At 61.4% G+C, this 17,307-nt stretch carries 18 protein-coding genes; 5 read left to right on the top strand and 13 right to left on the bottom strand.

Annotation, left to right across the window (positions count from 1 at the left end; translation table 11 throughout):
* The first annotated feature begins 35 nt into the window (after positions 1 to 35).
* Complete coding sequence (locus tag EZV60_RS11340; protein WP_135505522.1) at positions 36 to 947, top strand: LysR substrate-binding domain-containing protein; 912 nt, start codon at positions 36 to 38, stop codon at positions 945 to 947.
* A 4-nt stretch (positions 948 to 951) separates the two neighbouring features.
* Here the strand turns inward: EZV60_RS11340 and phoB are convergent, their stop codons facing one another.
* From phoB to EZV60_RS11290, 10 genes are all read right to left on the bottom strand, one after another.
* Entirely contained in the window at positions 952 to 1,641 is a 690-nt protein-coding gene (gene phoB / locus EZV60_RS11335; RefSeq protein WP_135505519.1) for a phosphate regulon transcriptional regulator PhoB, read from the bottom strand.
* A 13-nt stretch (positions 1,642 to 1,654) separates the two neighbouring features.
* Complete coding sequence (phoU, locus tag EZV60_RS11330; protein WP_135505516.1) at positions 1,655 to 2,380, bottom strand: phosphate signaling complex protein PhoU; 726 nt, start codon at positions 2,378 to 2,380, stop codon at positions 1,655 to 1,657.
* Positions 2,381 to 2,391: 11 nt separating this feature from the next.
* A complete protein-coding gene (gene pstB, locus EZV60_RS11325; RefSeq protein WP_135505514.1) occupies positions 2,392 to 3,189 on the bottom strand; it encodes a phosphate ABC transporter ATP-binding protein PstB in 798 nt (265 codons plus the stop codon).
* Between the two features lie 27 nt (positions 3,190 to 3,216).
* Positions 3,217 to 4,545 carry a phosphate ABC transporter permease PstA gene (gene pstA, locus EZV60_RS11320; RefSeq protein WP_135505512.1) on the bottom strand — a complete coding sequence of 443 codons (1,329 nt, stop codon included), beginning with the start codon at positions 4,543 to 4,545 and terminating at the stop codon, positions 3,217 to 3,219.
* Positions 4,542 to 6,014 (bottom strand): phosphate ABC transporter permease subunit PstC, encoded by a 1,473-nt coding sequence (pstC, locus tag EZV60_RS11315; RefSeq protein ID WP_135505511.1) that lies wholly within the window; start codon positions 6,012 to 6,014, stop codon positions 4,542 to 4,544. The genes pstA and pstC overlap by 4 nt, the downstream gene beginning before the upstream one ends.
* A 96-nt stretch (positions 6,015 to 6,110) precedes the next feature.
* The gene (locus tag EZV60_RS11310; RefSeq protein WP_135505508.1) at positions 6,111 to 7,151 is read right to left on the bottom strand and encodes a substrate-binding domain-containing protein; all 1,041 of its coding nucleotides are present in this window, start codon (positions 7,149 to 7,151) and stop codon (positions 6,111 to 6,113) included.
* 163 nt (positions 7,152 to 7,314) lie between these two features.
* The gene (locus EZV60_RS11305) at positions 7,315 to 8,361 is read right to left on the bottom strand and encodes an ATP-binding protein (protein WP_135505506.1); all 1,047 of its coding nucleotides are present in this window, start codon (positions 8,359 to 8,361) and stop codon (positions 7,315 to 7,317) included.
* Complete coding sequence (locus tag EZV60_RS11300) at positions 8,358 to 8,888, bottom strand: gamma carbonic anhydrase family protein (protein ID WP_135505504.1); 531 nt, start codon at positions 8,886 to 8,888, stop codon at positions 8,358 to 8,360. Before EZV60_RS11300 ends, EZV60_RS11305 begins: the two co-directional genes overlap by 4 nt.
* On the bottom strand, positions 8,885 to 9,523 hold the full coding sequence (gmk, locus tag EZV60_RS11295; RefSeq protein WP_135505502.1) for a guanylate kinase: 639 nt from the start codon (positions 9,521 to 9,523) through the stop codon (positions 8,885 to 8,887). Before gmk ends, EZV60_RS11300 begins: the two co-directional genes overlap by 4 nt.
* 99 nt (positions 9,524 to 9,622) lie before the next feature.
* Positions 9,623 to 10,513, bottom strand: a complete 891-nt coding sequence (locus EZV60_RS11290; protein ID WP_245306279.1) for a YicC/YloC family endoribonuclease — start codon at positions 10,511 to 10,513, stop codon at positions 9,623 to 9,625.
* A 253-nt stretch (positions 10,514 to 10,766) separates the two neighbouring features.
* Here EZV60_RS11290 and EZV60_RS11285 point away from each other — a divergent pair, with 253 nt between their 5' ends.
* Positions 10,767 to 11,459, top strand: a complete 693-nt coding sequence (locus EZV60_RS11285) for a PAS domain-containing protein (protein ID WP_245306278.1) — start codon at positions 10,767 to 10,769, stop codon at positions 11,457 to 11,459.
* 93 nt (positions 11,460 to 11,552) lie between these two features.
* Here EZV60_RS11285 and EZV60_RS11280 read toward each other — a convergent pair whose 3' ends face one another.
* Positions 11,553 to 12,923 (bottom strand): class II 3-deoxy-7-phosphoheptulonate synthase, encoded by a 1,371-nt coding sequence (locus EZV60_RS11280; protein ID WP_135505500.1) that lies wholly within the window; start codon positions 12,921 to 12,923, stop codon positions 11,553 to 11,555.
* 171 nt (positions 12,924 to 13,094) lie between these two features.
* Between EZV60_RS11280 and EZV60_RS11275 the strand changes: the two genes are divergently transcribed.
* On the top strand, positions 13,095 to 14,102 hold the full coding sequence (locus tag EZV60_RS11275; RefSeq protein WP_135505498.1) for a GlxA family transcriptional regulator: 1,008 nt from the start codon (positions 13,095 to 13,097) through the stop codon (positions 14,100 to 14,102).
* A 60-nt stretch (positions 14,103 to 14,162) separates the two neighbouring features.
* Here the strand turns inward: EZV60_RS11275 and EZV60_RS11270 are convergent, their stop codons facing one another.
* Together EZV60_RS11270 and EZV60_RS11265 are read right to left on the bottom strand one after the other, a co-directional pair.
* Positions 14,163 to 14,597 carry a hypothetical protein gene (locus EZV60_RS11270; RefSeq protein ID WP_135505496.1) on the bottom strand — a complete coding sequence of 145 codons (435 nt, stop codon included), beginning with the start codon at positions 14,595 to 14,597 and terminating at the stop codon, positions 14,163 to 14,165.
* Between the two features lie 73 nt (positions 14,598 to 14,670).
* On the bottom strand, positions 14,671 to 15,771 hold the full coding sequence (locus tag EZV60_RS11265; RefSeq protein ID WP_135505494.1) for a PQQ-dependent sugar dehydrogenase: 1,101 nt from the start codon (positions 15,769 to 15,771) through the stop codon (positions 14,671 to 14,673).
* Positions 15,772 to 15,935: 164 nt separating this feature from the next.
* Here EZV60_RS11265 and EZV60_RS11260 point away from each other — a divergent pair, with 164 nt between their 5' ends.
* Together EZV60_RS11260 and EZV60_RS11255 are read left to right on the top strand one after the other, a co-directional pair.
* A complete protein-coding gene (locus EZV60_RS11260; protein WP_135505493.1) occupies positions 15,936 to 16,550 on the top strand; it encodes a hypothetical protein in 615 nt (204 codons plus the stop codon).
* A gap of 144 nt (positions 16,551 to 16,694) precedes the next feature.
* Positions 16,695 to 17,120 (top strand): hypothetical protein, encoded by a 426-nt coding sequence (locus EZV60_RS11255; RefSeq protein ID WP_135505491.1) that lies wholly within the window; start codon positions 16,695 to 16,697, stop codon positions 17,118 to 17,120.
* Positions 17,121 to 17,307 lie beyond the last annotated feature (187 nt).

Here is a 17,307-nt window from a genome sequence, read left to right as displayed (position 1 = left end):
CTAATCCGCAAACGTATATGAGTAAAGCGCATACTATGTCCCTGCCCCGCAGATTCATGCCTTCGATAGCAAGCCTGCGCGCACTTGAAGCGCTGGACCGACTTGGGAGTGCCACGGCTGTCGCGGATGAATTGCACCAGACACAAGGCGCTGTCAGCCGGCAATTGCAGACGCTGGAGGACCAGCTGGGTGTCGAGCTTATGGTGCGGCAGGGCCGCCGCTTGCACCTTACCCCCGAAGCAATTGATTATGCACGGGAAATTAGAACCGCGCTAAGCCGGATTGCGCAAGCTTCCATGAAAGTGGCCACGAACCGGACGGTTGGGGCGCTGACCCTTGCCATTCTACCCACCTTCGGGATGCGCTGGCTTGTGCCGCGTCTGCCGGCGTTCGCGCGGGATCATCCAGAGGTTACGCTCAACCTTTCGACCCGCTTACAAGACTTCAACTTTGCCTCTGAACCTTTTGATGCGGCGATATTTTATGGCTCTGGCGGCTGGCCGGATACGCGGTCTCTTCTGCTGAGGCGGGAGGCCGTGATCGCGGTCTGCGCCCCCGAGTTAATTTCCGACCGGCGTTTGCGTGGCCCGCAGGATTTGCGTGGTCTGCCGCTATTGCATATCGAAACGCGTCCCGAAGCATGGCAGGCGTGGTTCGCGGCCCACGGTTTGACCGAGGATCCGCCGAGCGCGGGCATGATCTATGATCAGTTTTCAACAATCACGCAGGCCGCGCTGCATGGGCTGGGCGTGGCGCTGCTGCCAGATTACCTGATCGAAGAGGACCTTGCGACAGGGCGCCTCGTGCCGGTTTGGGGGGACCGAACGCAGATGCCCGGGGCGTATTATCTCGTCTGGCCGGTGGACAGGGACCGTCAACCGGCCTTGATGACGTTTCGTACATGGCTTGCCGATCAGGTCGCGGAAGAAGACCCCCTGCCCCGCTGACCGCTTATCCGAGCGCGTAGCCCGCGCCGCGCACGGTGCGTAGCGGATCAGCGCCCCCATGCTGGCAAAGCGCCTTTCGCAGCCGGCCGATATGGACGTCGACGGTTCGCGTATCCACGTAAATGTCGCGTCCCCAAACCCGGTCGAGGAGCTGATCGCGCGACCAAACCCGCCCGGGTTTTTCCATGAATGTCGACAGGAGGCGGAATTCGGTCGGCCCGAGCTTTAGCGGCTTGCCATCTCGAGTGACGCGGTGGGTCTCGGAATCGAGCACGATATCCTCGTATTCCAGTCTCTCTCCGACGGTCGTGGGCCGCGTACGGCGCAGTTGCGCACGCACGCGGGCCATCAGTTCGACCACCGAATAAGGTTTGACGACGTAATCGTCCGCGCCGGTTTCGAGACCGCGCACCCGGTCGACTTCCTCTGACCGGGCGGAAATCATGATGATGGGCACGCCCCGCGTTTCGGGTCGCGACTTGAGCCGCCGGCAAATCTCTATTCCGGACACATTTGGCAGCATCCAGTCCAGAAGGATCACGTCCGGTGCTGTTTCATCGACGAGCAACAACGCTTCTTCGCCGTTTTCCGCCTCGGTCACCGCAAATCCGTCGGCCTTGAGGTTATAGGCCAGAAGTTCGCGCTGCGATGGCTCGTCCTCGACCAGCAGCACCGTGGGGATCTCGGCGGTCATGGTGTGTCTCCGGTCAGCTCAGAACTTCCGGAGAAACATCCGGATCGACCGAGGTGCGATCCTCCTTTGGGCGGATGTCTTCGGGCAGATCGCCGGTGACAAGATAGATCACCTGTTCGCAGATGTTGGTGACATGATCGCCCATCCGCTCAATGTTCTTGGCGATAAAGTGCAGATGCATGCAAGGCGTGATATTGCGCGGATCCTCCATCATGAAGGTCAGGAACTCGCGGAAGAGCGCATTGTACATCTGGTCAACATCCGCGTCCCGCTCCATGACCTCCTGCGCCAGAACCGCGTCGCGTTGAATATACGCATCGAGTGCGTCCCGCAGCATGCGTTCGGTTTCGCGCGCCATGCGCCGCAGCGATGCAGCGGAGCCGTTGATCTGCGTCATCTGGCTGAGTACCGTGGTGCGCTTGGCCATGTTCTTGGCATAGTCACCGATGCGCTCCAGGTTCGAGGCCATTTTCATGACCGTCAGGATCACGCGCAGGTCGATAGCCGTGGGTGCGCGTAGGGCGATGATACGGGCTGTTTCCTCGTCGATGCGCAATTCCAGCTCGTCGATATCGCGATCGCGTCGGCGCACCTGCTCGGCCATCTCCTCGTCGCGCTGCTCAAGCGAGATGGCGGCGTTCATGATCGCCTCTTCCACCAGCCCGCCCATCTTCATGATCAGGGCCTGAACCGACTCCAGATCGCGGTCGAAGGCGGAGGAAATATGTTCTTCTTTCATGTCTGCCTCGCTTAGCCGATCCGGCCGGTGATATAGCTTTCGGTCCGTTTGTCTTCGGGATTGGTGAAAATCTGGCTTGTTTCGCCGAATTCCACCAGATGACCCAAGTGGAAGAACGCGGTTTTCTGGCTTACGCGCGCCGCCTGTTGCATGGAATGCGTGACGATCACGACGGAATAATCCTGGCGCAATTCGTCGATCAGTTCCTCGACCTGCGCCGTGGCGATGGGGTCAAGCGCCGAGCATGGTTCGTCCATCAGAAGAACCTCGGGCTCCGTTGCGACGGCACGTGCGATGCAAAGACGCTGCTGCTGGCCCCCCGACAGTCCGGTGCCGGGTGCGTTCAGGCGGTCTTTCACCTCATCCCAGATCGCCGCGCGCCGCAGCGATTTTTCAACGATGCTGTCAAGCTCGTCCCGGTTTCGGGCCATGCCGTGAATACGCGGGCCATAGGCAACGTTGTCGTAAATGGATTTCGGAAACGGGTTGGGTTTCTGAAAGACCATGCCGACCCGCGCCCGAAGCTGTACCGGATCCACGCGCTTGTCGTAAATGTCCTGGTCGTCCAGCGTGATCGTGCCCTCGACCCGGCAGATATCGATCGTATCGTTCATTCTGTTCAAACAGCGCAAAAAGGTCGATTTTCCGCAGCCTGACGGACCGATGAAGGCCGTCACGGTCTTGTCCTCGAGATCGACGTCCACACCCTTGATGGCGTGGTTGTCGCCGTAATAGACCTGTACGCCGCGCGCCGAGAATTTGATCTCTTGCTGGGTCAATTGTCTCTCCGAGATGGGGGAATCATACATCTTGGGTATCCTTGATCGGGGTGCGCTTTACCAGCGGCGTTCGAATTTGCGGCGAAGCAGGATGGCGAGGATATTCATGCTGAGAAGAAAGACGAGCAGCACGATGATCCCGCCCCAGGCCTTGTCATAGAAGCTGGCATCGGCGCGGGCGGCCCACGTGTAGATCTGCGCAGGCATGGCCGAATTTGCCTCGGTAAAGCCGGCGACGAAACCGTCCGGATAGCCCCGCGCGACAAATCCCACCATACCGATCAGCAGCAGCGGCGCGGTCTCGCCAAGAGCCTGAGCGAGGCCGATGATCGTGCCGGTCAAGATGCCGGGCATGGCCAACGGCAAGACATGGTGAAAGACCGACTGCATTTTCGAGGCCCCCACACCAAGCGCTGCATCACGAATTGATGGCGGCACTGATTTGAGCGAGGCGCGCGTCGAGATGATGATCGTGGGCAGGGTCATCAGCGTCAGCACCAGCCCGCCCACCAGCGGGGCTGACTGCGGCAAGTGCATGAACTGGATGAAGACGGCAAGGCCAAGAATGCCGAACACGATGGAGGGCACAGCGGCAAGGTTAGAAATGTTGACTTCTATGAGGTCTGTAAAGCGGTTCTTCGGTGCGAATTCCTCGAGATAGATCGATGCGGCGACGCCGATCGGCAGGGACAGCACAAGAACGACCAGCATCATGAAGAAGGAGCCGATAACCGATGCGCCGATGCCGGCACCGCCGGGATTGTCGACGCCAGAATCGGCCCCGGTCAGAAAGGTCCAGTTCAGGCTGGATTGAACGATTCCCGCTTCTTGCATCGCGTCGACGAGGTCGAGATCCGCGGCCATCAGAAAGCGGCTGTCCTGAAGTGTTTCGCGTGTCACCCGGCCGTTGAAATACCCGTCGACACGCGACGACGCAGGCAATTCGAACGAGACCGGCTCGCCGACCCGATCAGGGTTGGCCTGGTAGAAGGCTCGCAAGTCGCCGCCGATCTTGCCGAGCAGCCGCTCGATCGTGGCTGCATCGAAAACCACCTCGACGCCTCGCTCGTCAAGCTTGCCGGCCAATTCCGCAATGAAGAGATCCTGATAGGCCTTGGTTTTGAAGAGTTGGCTTTCGGCGGCGTCGCGATCCGCTGCTTTCAGCGTGAATTCCACGCTGACCACGGTCTGTGTGAAGGCCGGCAGGCCGTTGCGCAGGATCGATACGGCCAGGACGATCAGGAAAAAAAGCCCGATCAGGATCGCCGCGAGACCGTAGGCGCGAAAGCGTTTCTCAGCAGCGTTGCGCCGTCTGGTGTTCGCGTCCTCGACCATCAGATCTTTCTTGACGGGCATTGGGCGCGGATTGAGTGCCGTTTCGGTCATTCGTATTGCTCCCGGTATTTGCGCACGACGTAAAGCGCGAACACGTTCAGTGCGAGGGTGATCACGAAGAGCGTCATGCCGAGTGCGAAGGCCACCAGTGCCTCGGGAGAGGCGAAATCGGCGTCGCCGGTCAGCTGGCTGACGATCTTGGCCGTGACCGTCGTCATGGCATCGAACGGGTTCAGCGACAGTCGGGCCGCCGCCCCTGCCCCAAGCACGACGATCATCGTCTCGCCGATCGCGCGTGAGGCTGCGAGCAGGATTGCGCCCACGATCCCCGGCAGCGCTGCGGGAAGCACAACCTGTCGGATCGTCTCCGACTGCGTGGCACCAAGCCCGTAGGAGCCGTCCCGCATCGCCTGGGGAACCGCGTTGATGATGTCGTCGGAGAGCGAACTGACAAACGGGATCAGCATGATCCCCATCACGAGGCCCGCGGTCATCACCGCCGTTCCGGCCTGCATCCAGCCCAGACCATCTTCCCCGAAAACCTGCATCAACAGCGGTCCGACCGTCAGCAGCGCGAAAAGGCCGTAAACGATGGTCGGAATACCGGCGAGGATCTCCAGCAGCGGCTTTGCGATCCCCCGGGCGCGAGGACTGGCATATTCAGACAGATAAACCGCGGCGAAAAGGCCAATGGGCACCGCGACTGACAGCGCGACAAGAGAGATATACAATGTACCCCAGAGAAGCGGCAGCACGCCCAGGTCAGAGGACCCGCCTCGCCCGGAAAAGCTTGGGGCCCAATTCAGGCCAAGAAAGAAATCGGCGGCTGGATAAAGGCGGAAGAACTCGATTGTGTTGAAGATCAGGCTGAGCACGATCCCCAGTGTTGTCAGGATCGCGATGGAGGCCGCCGCGATCAGAAGCGCGCGAATGCCCTGTTCGACGACGTTTCGGGCGCGAAACTCGGCCTTCGCCTGCCAGATCCCCCAAAGTGCCCCCGCAAGCGCTATGAGAATCACGAGCCCAGACATGATCGACGCCCCCGCGCCGGTCATCGCGCGATAGCGCTGTGCGGCGTTCAGGATGGGCCGGGTAAGCTCGGAGGTGATAATCTGTCCTGCGGATTTAAGGCTTTCGGTGACCTCGTTCAGATCGGCATCGGCGCTGCGGGCCCTATCTTTGGTGATGAAACCTTGTGCTACAGCCGCGTCGAGACCGTCGGCGGCGCGCCGCACTTCGGACATGACAAGACCGCGTGACGATGTGTCGGGGATCACGTCTGCGCCAAGCATGTTCGATACTGTGTTGGTGACCACGAGCGGCTGCACAAGCAGCCAGATAACCGCAAAAAGAAACGCCGGTACGAAGGCCTTCAGCCCGGCGTTCGCGCCATAATAGGACGGCAGAGAATGCAGCCTTCTACGATCGTGATGCGCAGCCGCCAAGGCCCGGCGCCTGCCCATGACATAGCCAAGCGTGGCAATGGCCAACACAATCAAAAAGAGCCATTGCAATGGCATTCCGATCCCCCGCGTCGTCAGTCTTTACGCCCCTAAGGAGCGCAACAGGGGCGGCGTACGCCGCCGCCCCTCAAGCTTGAATACCGATCCAGTGCCTTAGGATCCTTCACCCATCGTCGTCTCGTCTGCGATCATCGCCTGCGTCTTCGCCAGTTCAGGATCCGGAACGAGGCCATAGTTCGACAGGGGGCCCCCGGGGCCGGCGATCTCGTCAGCGGTAAAGAACTGAGCATACTCTTTCAGGCCCGGGATCACGCCGATATGTGCCTTCTTGACGTAGAAGAAGAGCGGGCGCGACACCGGGTACTCGCCCGACGCAATGGTGTCGGTCGAAGGTGCGATACCGCCCATCGTCGCCACCTTAAGCTTGTCGGTGTTGTTTTCGTAGAAGGCCAGACCAAAGACGCCGATGCCGTCAGGATTAGCGTCGATCCGCGCGAGTGTTTCCGTATAGTCGCCGTCGATATCAACCGACCGTCCGTCCTGACGGACGTCAAGGCAAGCGTCCTCGGCGGCGTCTTCGTCCATGCCGCTGTCCATCATGGCCTTCATTGCGCCGGTGGCCTCACAGCCTTCCAGCAGTACTTTCTCCTCGAAAACTTCGCGGGTGCCGTGTTTGGTGCCGGGGATGAACATTGCGATCTCGGCGCTCGGCAGGTCGCTGTTGAATTCGTCCCAGGTGTTGTGAGGGTTCTCGACCAGTTCCCCGTTTTTCAGGACCGTGGCGCCGATCGCGTTGAAAATGTCGGCGGGTTCAAACGCGGTGAAAGCCGGACCGGACTGCTGGCTGGCGAAGACGATGCCATCATAACCGATACGCACTTCGATGATGTCGGTCACGCCGTTCTCTGCACAGGCCTTGATTTCCTTTTCGCGGATCGCGCGCGAGGCGTTGGCAACGTCGATCGTATTCTCGCCGACGCCCTCGCAGAACCGCTTCAGGCCGGCCGAGGATCCGCCCGACTCGATCACCGGGGTCGGGTAGTCGGTGTTCTCGCCGAAAAGCTCCGCCACGATCGAGGCATAAGGCAGTACGGTCGAGGATCCGGCCACTTGCACATTGTCACGGGCCGCTGCGGCCGTGGCCGAAAGCGCTGCGATTGCCAGCGTCGAGACGGTCGTTTTCATCAAAAGCATTTGGAACTCCTGCTTGCATGTTCGGTCATCGGACTGACCTTGTTCGTCCTGCTAAGCTTTGCTGGCGACGCTTTTGTTACGCTTTTGTAACGGTTTCATGACAGCCGGAAAACGGCGCGAAATCAGGCTGATATGTTTAACTAGGTCGGGGCTTTGGCCGCGCTCAAACCGTCTGGCGTGGTAGAATCACGCGAAACTCACTGCCTTCGCCCGGTTCCGAGAGGATTCGCAGCCTGCCGCGGTGACGGGACACGATGTGCTTGACGATCGCGAGGCCAAGCCCGGTTCCGCCCATGGCCCGCGAACGGTGGCTGTCGACGCGGTAAAATCGTTCGGTCAGGCGCGGGATGTGCAGCGGCTCGATGCCCGGCCCTTCGTCGCGTACCGAGATTGAGGCCGAGGGACCGCGCACCGCGCCGTCATCGGACGCGGTGGTCAGGGCGATACGCACGGTCCTGCCCGCACCACCGTATTTGACGGCGTTCTCGATGAGATTGGTCAGCACCTGCTGCAGCTGATCGGCATCGCCCGTTACCGTCACGGGCGCCTCTGGCAGGTCCAGCGCCAGCGAGACGTTCGTTTCCTCGGCGATAGGCCGCATCGCATGGCGCACAGCACCCAGCAAACGTGTAAGGTTCACCGCCTCTGTCGGGCGCACGCGCTCCTGCGCTTCTACCCGGCTCAGCGAAAGTAGATCCTTGACCAGCCGTTCCATCCGGCTCGCTTCAAGTTGCATGGTTGCAAGAAACCGTTCGACCGCGTCGGGGTCCTGCCGCGCAGGTCCGCGCAGCGTTTCTATAAAGCCGAGAAGCGCGGTCAGAGGGCTGCGCAATTCATGGCTGACATTGGCGACGAAGTCGCGGCGCATTTGCCCGGCCTGCTCCATTTGCGTGATATCTTCAAAGCAGACAAGCACACCGGATCCGGCGTCGGTCTCCACGTGGCTGCAGGTGACAGTATAGGTCGTATCCTGTCCGCCGTCCGATCCCAGATACCGCGTCTCGCGCGTCTGGCGGTCGCGCAGACAATTTTCCACAGCGTCGAGAACCGAAGGCTGCCGGATCGCGGTTATGAAATGCCGCCCCTCGATTCCGTCGCCCAGCAGGGTGTGCGCGCGCGCGTTCGCCCCCAGGATCCGCTCTCCGCGTCCGATCAGGACCGATGGCAGCGGGATCGCCTGCAGGAGAGAGGCAATATGCCCCTGGTTCATGTCTCGTCGATCTTGCGCAGTCCGTCGCGGAAGCGCGCCGCGTTTTCCTGATAGTGCCGTGCGGTCGCCTGGAAGGCATCAAGCTCGCTTTCCTGCAAGCGGCGCACGACCTTTCCTGGCGCGCCCATCACCAGACTGCCATCGGGGATCTCCTTGCCCTCGGTCACAAGTGCGCCCGCGCCGATCAGGCAATCCTTGCCGATCACCGCCCCGTTGAGCACGGTCGCCCCCATGCCGATCAAGGTGTTTCCCCGGATCGTGCAGCCGTGCAGCATCGCCTTGTGCCCGATGGTGCAGCCCGGTCCGATTGTCAGCGGATACCCCATATCGGTGTGCATCACTACATCTTCCTGTACGTTCGTGCCCTCGCCGATGGTGATCGTTTCGTTGTCTCCGCGCAGTGTCGAGCCAAACCAGATTGACACGCCTGTGCCCAAGACAATCTTGCCGATCACATTGGCATCGGGGGCCACCCATACGCTTTTGCAGAGTTGCGGTTCATGCTCGTCCAACGCGTAAATCGTCATGATCTGTCCTCGAATTCCTGTTGCAGGCGGCGCACGTGGTCGGTCAGGCCGGGCTGCTGGCTGCGCCGCAGGCGCGTCGCCTCGACGATGGTCTTCAATTTTCGCTCGGTCTCGTCGAGGTCGTCATTGATCAGTACGAAATCGTAGCCGTCCCAATGGCTGATCTCGTCCCAGCTTTTCTGCATGCGCCGCGCGATCACGTCGGGCGTGTCCTGTCCGCGCGACTCCAGTCGACGATGCAATTCCGCGATCGAGGGCGGCAGGATGAAGATCGAAAGCGTGTGCGGGCCCAGCACCGAATTACGAATCTGTTGCGCGCCCTGCCAGTCGATGTCGAAAAGCACGTCGCGCCCGGCATCGATGGCGGTTTGGACCGGGCCGCGCGGCGAGCCATAGAAATTGCCGAACACGTGCGCGTGTTCCAGCATTTCACCCGCAGCCACCTCCTGCTTGAACCGCGTCTCGGACAGGAAGTGATAATCCTTACCGTCGACTTCCCCGTCGCGCGGTGCGCGCGTGGTGGCCGAGACCGAGAAGGCGATCTCCGGATCCCACGTGCGCAGCCGGCGCGACAAAGTCGATTTGCCCGCGCCCGACGGCGATGAGAGAATGATCAGAAGACCCCGCCGTGTCATCGGGCCCCCCAGCCTGCTTTATGTGGCCGGAAAAAGCTCGGAGTGAATTGGGCGCAGGCTAAACGGGGCGGCGCCCCTGCCCTGCTTTTCGCACGGCGCTCACTCCACATTCTGCACCTGTTCACGCATCCGTTCGATCGCCGCCTTCAAGTCAAGACCGACCGCGCCAAGGTCGGTATTCTGCGCCTTGGAGCATAGCGTGTTGGCCTCGCGGTTGAATTCCTGGCTTAGAAAGTCGAGCTTGCGACCCACAGGGCTGCCTTGGGCCAACAGGTCGCGAGCCGCGCCGACATGGGCGTGCAGTCGGTCGATCTCCTCCGTCACGTCCGCCTTAACGGCCAGAATCGCGAGTTCCTGCGCGATCCGCGCCTCATCGCCGGCGCCGTCCTGCAGCACGCGGGCCATCGCGCTGCGAAAGGCGGCCTCCATCTGAGGCCGGCGCGCCTCGGCTGCGGCTTCGGCGCTTTCGGTCAGCGTCGCGATCCGCGCGATTTGCCCCAGAAGAATGTCCGACAGCGCTTGGCCTTCGGCAGCGCGCATGTCTAGAAAATCGGCGAGCACGGGTTCGAAATCCGCCAGCAACGCCTCGCACAAGGCAGCGGTGTCGGTTTCCGCTTCTCCGCCGGGCTCGAACACGCCGCGCACGGCGAGCAGATCGGCGGCGGTGGCCGGCGCAAGAGACAGCCCACGCGTCATCGCCCGCGCCTCGATCTCGGCCATGGCGTCAAGCGCGGCCTCCAGATGGGCTTCGTCAAGCTTGGCTGTTTGCGTCGCTTCCCCGGCCTGAAGCCGGAGCGAAACCGTGACATTGCCACGGTCAAGCGCCTTGCCCAGCCTAGCGCGCAATCCGGCTTCGAGCCCGTCGATCCAGTCCGGCACCCGCAGGCGCAGATCGAGTCCCTTGCCATTGACAGCGCGTAAATCCCAGCTCCAGGTGAAGCGGTCGCTTGCCCCGGTGCGGGACGCAAAGGCGGTCATGGACTTCAGCACCCGGGGCCTCTCCTCGCTACGCCCCTTGTCCTAGCCATTTGACCTGGCCGGCGCAAGCGCCCGAGGTGGCACACTACGGGATGTCTCGAGCCGTAAGTTAACCATTCAGAAGGAATTAAGAAGAAAATCGGGCAGAATTGTGTCAATCTCTTCTCAATGCCGCCCGTGGGCCTGTCGCAGGACTGGCGAAGGCCTGGGGCGCGTGTCAGAGTGAAGCGGCGTGCGGACGTGCTCTTTCCGGCGCCGGGGTGAGATGAGCACGAAGAAGGTGGAGTGGATCATGGCCGACCATCAGATTGAGGGCGAGACCGAAAAGATCGTAGGATTGCGGACGCAAGGCGGACGCCGTCGCGAAGGTGACCTGATGGCTTTTCGCGCCTACTGGCATAGCATGCGCCGTGGCGCGGACGTCCCGTTGCGATCCGAGATCGATCCCCGTGGTATCGAAGGCCTGCTTAGTCAGGCGTTCATCGCCGAAAAGATCGCGCCGGGCCTCGCGCGGTTGCGCATTGCCGGGCTGCATCTGTCGGATCTGATGGGCATGGAGGTACGCGGCATGCCGCTGTCCTCGCTCGTCGATATTGCCGACCGGCCTCGTTTGTCGGATGCCTTGGTTGAACTTTTCGAACGGCCGGCCGCGGTCCGGCTCGATCTGGCGTCCGCAGGTGGTATCCGCCGTGCGCCGATGACCGGCACGATGCTGATTCTGCCGTTGCGTTCGGATCTGGGGGACATTTCGCGGGCCTTGGGCTGTTTGGTGACAACAGGATCGATCGGAACCACGCCGCGCCGCTTTCGGATCACAGAATGCGAGGTGACGCCGCTCGACATCACCGCGCCGGCAGATCCTGTCCCTGCCCCGGGTCTCGCCGAAGCCCCCGCGACGTTCACGCCCGCCCCGGAGTTCGCGTCCGAGCGTCCCTATCTGCGGCTGGTTCGAACCTGATCGACAGACCGCCGCCGGCGGTCGCGGCGTAAGTCCATTTCAAGACTCCGAAAAAGATTCCCTGGGGCGCGTTCTTGGCGCGCCCTTTCGAACTTAGCCTACCTTCGCGTTGGCGCGTGCGCTGCGCAGGTCCGACAATTCCTCGGCCACGAGGAATGCCAGTTCAAGCGACTGCGCCGCATTGAGGCGCGGGTCACATGCGGTGTGATAGCGATCCGACAGGTTCTCGTCGGTCACGGCATAGACCCCGCCGGTACACTCGGTCACGTCCTGTCCGGTCATTTCGAAATGAACGCCGCCCGGGATCGTGCCTTCGGCGCGGTGCACGGCAAAGAACTCCTGAACCTCGCGCAGCACGCTTTCGAAAGGACGCGTCTTGTATCCCGAGGCGGATTTGATTGTGTTGCCGTGCATAGGATCGCAGACCCAAGTGACGTTGGCGCCTTCCTCGCGCACGGTCTTGATAAGACGCGGCAGGTGCTCTGCGACCTTGCCAGCGCCAAACCGCGCGATCAGCGTCAGCCGGCCCGCCTCGTTACCGGGATTGAGCGTGGCCATCAGTTTTTTCAGGTCGTCAACCTCCATCGTCGGTCCGCATTTAAGACCCACGGGGTTCAGCACGCCGCGCAGAAATTCCACATGCGCGCCGTCGGGCTGACGTGTCCTGTCGCCGATCCAGAGCATGTGACCGGACCCTGCAAGCCATTTGCCCGAGGTCGTGTCGAGACGGCAAAGTGCTTCCTCGTATTCCAGAAGCAAGCCTTCGTGCGAGGTGTAGAAGTCCACCGTCTTCAGCGTCGGCGCGTTGTCGCTGTCGATGCCCGCCGCCTTCATGAAATCGAGCGTGTCGGAAATCCGTGCGGCCATTTCGCGATAGCGTTCGGCCTTTTCGCCCTCGGTAAAGCCAAGCGTCCAGCTATGTACTTCGTGCACATCAGCGTAGCCGCCGGTCGAGAAGGCGCGCAAAAGGTTCAGTGTGGCCGCCGCTTGCGTATAGGCCTGTAGCATCTTGCCTGGATTGGGGATCCGCGCCTCAGGCGAGAAGTCGAGCTCGTTGATGATATCGCCGCGGTAGGACGGTAACTCTACGCCATTCACCGTCTCGGTCGGTGCCGACCGCGGTTTGGCGAACTGGCCTGCCATCCGGCCAACTTTGATGACGGGAACCTTGGCGCCATAGGTCAGAACCATCGCCATCTGAAGCATCACCTTGAACGTATCGCGGATCGCGTTGGCCGAGAATTGATCAAAGGCTTCGGCGCAATCGCCGCCTTGAAGAAGAAACGCTTCCCCACGCGACGCGGCACCCAACTCGCGCTTCAAGCGGCGCGCTTCACCAGCGAAAACCAGGGGCGGATAGGCCGAAAGCTTTTCCTCGACCGAGGCGAGCGCCTCTGGATCGGTGTAATCGGGCATCTGTACCCGGGGCTTCTTGCGCCAGTCGGATTTCTGCCAGTCGCTCATCTTTCGTCTCTCCTGCCTAAAGGCGTGTCGGACCCGTCTTATAGGCAAAAGCCGGGCCAGTGGCCATATCGCGGCCACGGAAAAAGCGGGAAACAGGGAATGCCCGCTCTTGTCAAGTCCAAGGGTTTTGTGAAACACCCGGATAGGTTTGACAAATTGGAGGTCGGCGAGATGCGGCAGGACGCATCCAGTGCTGGTAGCCGGGCAAACGCCGCTCCGCGGCGCTTCGTCTTTGTTTTGCTAGATAATTTCACACTGCTGAGCTTTGCGTCCGCGCTTGATTGTCTGCGTATCGCCAATCGCATGGCCGGATCACAGATCTACGATTGGGTGATTACCGGCGACACGGATGAGGACGGTACCGTCACTTGTTCGGCGGGAACGCGGTTTCAGGTCGATATGGGACTGGGAGAGCTCAAGCGCGAAGACACGATCCTGTTGTGTGGCGGGACGGACATCCAGGCCGCCACGTCCAAACGCATCCTTAATTGGGTGCGGCGCGAGGCGCGGCGCGGGCTGATCATGGGCGGGCTGTGCACCGCCTCTTATGTTCTTGCTCGCGCGGGGCTTCTGGATGGCAAGCGTGCGACCATCCATTGGGAAAACCAAGACAGCTTCGCTGAGGAGTTCGAAGATGTCGTGCTGACGAAATCGGTCTTTGTGATCGACGGCAATCGGCTGTCCACCGCCGGGGGCACCTCGTCGATCGACATGATGCTCAAGCTGATCGCCGACGATCAGGGCGAGCAGCTTGCCAATGCTGTGGCCGATCAGATGATCTACAGTTCGATCCGCACCGACCAGGATACGCAGCGCCTTTCGGTGCCCACGCGGATCGGAGTGCGCCATCCCAAGCTGAGCCAGGTCATCCAGAAAATGGAGCAGAATATCGAAGAGCCGATCAGCCCCTCGATCCTTGCCAAGGATGTCGGAATGTCGACCCGACAGCTCGAACGGCTGTTCCGGCGGTATCTGAACCGCTCACCCAAGCGATATTACATGGAACTGCGTCTGCAAAAGGCGCGCAATCTTCTGATGCAGACGGATATGACCGTCATCAACGTGGCGCTGGCCTGCGGTTTTGCCTCGCCCAGCCATTTTTCCAAGTGTTATCGGGCGCATTACAACACCACGCCGTATCGGGAACGCGGCACGCAAAGCTCCCGCCTCACGGTCTGACGGCCTGCTTGCGGGTCGGATTATGCGGACGCGTGACCGCCCTGCCAAGCTGTCGTCACCTCAGAATTCGGCCAAAAGTGGCAAAGGATCGGTATTGAACTTGAACCGTACCGCCACAAGCGCGTCGTCCCGCTGGTGAAAGAGGACCATGACGTAGAAATAGGAAATCCCGGTCGAAAAGGCATAAAGCTCGCGCGCCCAGCCCGCGTTCATGTTAAGGCGCGTGACAAGATCGACGCGCTCGAAATCGCTGGTGTAGATGCCGCGTACCCGCGCTTCGAGATCCGCCAGTTCTTCCTTTGTCATCTCGTCCGAACCGCCGAAGGCGCGCATGACATCGGCGATCCGGCGCGCCATCACCGTTTCTTCCAGCACATCGCGCATGTGATCGTAGTCCCGGAACACGGCGTCCGGCAGCGTCTCCTGCGCCCGAGCGGGCAGTAGCGCAAGCGTCGTCATAAGGATCAGCGCGGCGGTTCTGATGGCGAAGGTCATGGCGATACGCTCCTGAGATGTTATGGCGAGCATGACAGTCCCATCGCGTCTGCGCCAGTATCGCCTGCGACTTTCAGCCGGGCGTCATTCGCAAAAGCGTGCCCGTGCCTTCGGAAAGAATCCAGATCGCCCCGTCGGGCCCTTCCCGCACGTCGCGCAGGCGTCGGAACTCGGGTGCCTCCAACCGTTCGACTTCGCGCTTTGTCGTCGCGTCGAGCCGCGCGAGATAGTCGAATTTAAGCGACCCGGTGAAGAACGCACCGCGCCACTGCGGCCAGAGCCGCCCGGAATAAATCATCAGACCAGAAGGTGCGATCGAGGGGTCCCAGTAATGCGCGGGCTGTTCCATGCCGGGCTTGGCCGAGCCTTCGCCGATGCGTGCCCCCGAATAGTGTCGTCCATAGGAAATTATTGGCCAGCCGTAATTCGCGCCCCTCTTGATCTGGTTGAGCTCATCACCGCCTCTCGCGCCGTGCTCCACGACCCAAAGCTCTCCGGCGGCGTCGAACGCGGCACCCTGCGGGTTACGGTGGCCGTAAGAATAGATCGCGGGTTGTGCGCCCGCGACTTTGGTAAAGGGATTGCCAGCGGGGATCGAGCCGTCGCGCGCGATCCGGATGACTGAGCCGTTCTCGCGTCCAAGATCCTGCGCGGATGGGCGGTCTCCTCGTTCGCCGACGGTGGCGTAGATCAGGCCATCGGGCCCCTCGACCAGGCGTGAGCCGAAATGCCGCCCGCCTGAAGATCCGGGGGTCAATTCGAAGACATCGCGCCAATCCCAAAGTCGACGGGCATCCTCTGACAAACGGGCGCGGCCAATGGCGGTGCCCGCGCCTTCCGCTTGCGGCTTGGCATAGGTAAAGTAGAGATCCCTGGTGCGGGCGAAATCGCGTGGGACCAGCACGTCGAGCAGTCCACCCTGCCCGCGCGCTGCAACCCGTGGCAGTCCGGCCACGGCATGGCTCTGCCCGGCTCTGAAATATAGAAGGCGGCCGGATTTCTCGGTCACGAGCAAGCCGCCCTCGGGCAGAAATCCCAAGGCCCACGGATCGCGCAGACCGGTCACGACGGTGTCTACCACCACCTCACCCGCGCTGGTGGAAAGCGCCCTCGCCGGAAGTGCCGACAGCGTCAGCGCGGCTAGAGAGGACAGAATCAGACGGCGACGGTGCATGGTGAACCTCCGAAAGATGACCGGGCCTTGCATAGGTTGGGTTGCGGGATCGACCGGTCAAGGTTTCGGGCTTTGGTCTTGTGTTCGTTCCGGGGCGGCTTAGGCTGTGACTTTCAAGCGGTCTGCAAGAAACAACGAATAGATCCCAACAAATGATCTGCGGCATGACGATCATCAGGTTCGGGCACGGCGGCCTCGGTTGGCAGAGCGTGATGGCGGCCGTCCCAAAGGCGGCGCGCGTCGCGCGCAGTGTGGCAGGCGCTCTATGCCTTGTGTTGAGCACGAGCGGCGCCTTGCATGCGGCCGCCTGCCAAAAAACGATGGTCGCCGCCGAGATCTGTGCCGGCCCGGAATTGCGCCCCGCCCGTCCGACTGCCTCCGCTACCGCGGCGACAGCCCCGCGGTTGATCGACATGCGGCTCGATACGGCGGATCATGGTGTTGTAAGCGTAACATACATCGCAAACGGAACGGACCAGGAGTTCGGCACACTGGCCGACTATCGCCGGGCATATCTCGGCCAACTGGAAAGCAAGGGCGCGACGTTGGCCGAGCTTTACGAGTTTCGTCATCGGGGCACGCCTGCAGTGGCGCAACAATTCACCGCGATCCATCCCGGACCGGGGTCCGCGCAGTTCTGGGGTGTGGCCGTCGGTGTCGAAGTCCGGGATGGCCTCATGATGATCCTCATCACCTCCGATGCCGAGGCGGACGCATCGGCGCGGGCAGATTGGACGATCAAGGCGCTCGGGGCACTCAATCCGGTGGAACCGGATTGAGTCATCCGGTGCCTCAAAGACGAGGTGGCCTGTCCTGCGTGTCTGATGCTATTGAACAGTTAGATAGATTGCCGGGCACGCACCGTCCCGGGAAAGTTTGACACGATGTGCACTGCGGCAGAGACGCAGCCTTGGAGGGATCCCATGAAAGGTCGGACACTAGCAATTGGCGCTCTCATCGCCTTGGCAGGGTGCCAGGGCACAGGGACGGGCGCGGCGGTAAAACCTACTCAGCGTGTGACAAGTCACGCATCGCTTGCGGCGTCGCTCGGGCAAAATGTTATCTGGGACTGCACTCTTTCGGAGAAGGCAGGCAATTATCCTCCCCAGTTCTTCGTGCAACGCCAGCAGACGAACCTGAGGCCTTTTGTCATGATGCTGGAGGCCGGCGCGGCCCGTCCTCAACAACTCGAGGTCCAGCCGGATAATTTCGCTCGCCGGTACAGCCTGCCGGATTCCAGCGCGATACTGGTCTCGTCCAGCGGCGAAATCTTTGCGATCGATGCGCGAGGTCGGCCCATCGAAGGCAACGCAATTGGCCAATGCCGCAAGGGTGCACAGCCGGTCTGAGCTTGCGTAGCTCATTCGAACCTCGGGGGCGTGTCGCCGGTCTGTGACCTGTTTTTGCCACAAACGATTCGAATCGTGCGGCCAAAATCGGGCGGGGCCTGTCAGCGATTGATTTTGTGTGTTTCGCAGTCAGGATCAGTTCAGCCCGACAACGGTGGATTGGTGCCGAAAGCAAAAAAATTGTGGC

Origin of the sequence: Roseovarius aestuariivivens (assembly GCF_004761875.1) — a bacterium.
GTDB lineage: Bacteria > Pseudomonadota > Alphaproteobacteria > Rhodobacterales > Rhodobacteraceae > Roseovarius > Roseovarius aestuariivivens.
The sequence above is the reverse complement of the archived record's forward strand: the minus strand, read 5'-3'. Positions and strand labels throughout refer to the sequence as shown.

What these genes read in the sequence shown, in the direction of transcription:
- EZV60_RS11255 (WP_135505491.1), top strand. Translation starts at nt 16,695, where the DNA reads ATGAAAGGTCGGACACTAGCAATTGGCGCTCTCATCGCCTTGGCAGGG.
- EZV60_RS11260 (WP_135505493.1), top strand. Translation starts at nt 15,936, where the DNA reads ATGACGATCATCAGGTTCGGGCACGGCGGCCTCGGTTGGCAGAGCGTG.
- EZV60_RS11275 (WP_135505498.1), top strand. Translation starts at nt 13,095, where the DNA reads ATGCGGCAGGACGCATCCAGTGCTGGTAGCCGGGCAAACGCCGCTCCG.
- EZV60_RS11265 (WP_135505494.1), bottom strand. Translation starts at nt 15,771, where the DNA reads ATGCACCGTCGCCGTCTGATTCTGTCCTCTCTAGCCGCGCTGACGCTG.
- gmk (WP_135505502.1), bottom strand. Translation starts at nt 9,523, where the DNA reads ATGACACGGCGGGGTCTTCTGATCATTCTCTCATCGCCGTCGGGCGCG.
- EZV60_RS11300 (WP_135505504.1), bottom strand. Translation starts at nt 8,888, where the DNA reads ATGACGATTTACGCGTTGGACGAGCATGAACCGCAACTCTGCAAAAGC.
- EZV60_RS11305 (WP_135505506.1), bottom strand. Translation starts at nt 8,361, where the DNA reads ATGAACCAGGGGCATATTGCCTCTCTCCTGCAGGCGATCCCGCTGCCA.
- phoB (WP_135505519.1), bottom strand. Translation starts at nt 1,641, where the DNA reads ATGACCGCCGAGATCCCCACGGTGCTGCTGGTCGAGGACGAGCCATCG.
- EZV60_RS11310 (WP_135505508.1), bottom strand. Translation starts at nt 7,151, where the DNA reads ATGCTTTTGATGAAAACGACCGTCTCGACGCTGGCAATCGCAGCGCTT.
- phoU (WP_135505516.1), bottom strand. Translation starts at nt 2,380, where the DNA reads ATGAAAGAAGAACATATTTCCTCCGCCTTCGACCGCGATCTGGAGTCG.
- pstA (WP_135505512.1), bottom strand. Translation starts at nt 4,545, where the DNA reads ATGACCGAAACGGCACTCAATCCGCGCCCAATGCCCGTCAAGAAAGAT.
- pstC (WP_135505511.1), bottom strand. Translation starts at nt 6,014, where the DNA reads ATGCCATTGCAATGGCTCTTTTTGATTGTGTTGGCCATTGCCACGCTT.
- EZV60_RS11280 (WP_135505500.1), bottom strand. Translation starts at nt 12,923, where the DNA reads ATGAGCGACTGGCAGAAATCCGACTGGCGCAAGAAGCCCCGGGTACAG.
- pstB (WP_135505514.1), bottom strand. Translation starts at nt 3,189, where the DNA reads ATGTATGATTCCCCCATCTCGGAGAGACAATTGACCCAGCAAGAGATC.
- EZV60_RS11270 (WP_135505496.1), bottom strand. Translation starts at nt 14,597, where the DNA reads ATGACCTTCGCCATCAGAACCGCCGCGCTGATCCTTATGACGACGCTT.
- EZV60_RS11285 (WP_245306278.1), top strand. Translation starts at nt 10,767, where the DNA reads ATGAGCACGAAGAAGGTGGAGTGGATCATGGCCGACCATCAGATTGAG.
- EZV60_RS11340 (WP_135505522.1), top strand. Translation starts at nt 36, where the DNA reads ATGTCCCTGCCCCGCAGATTCATGCCTTCGATAGCAAGCCTGCGCGCA.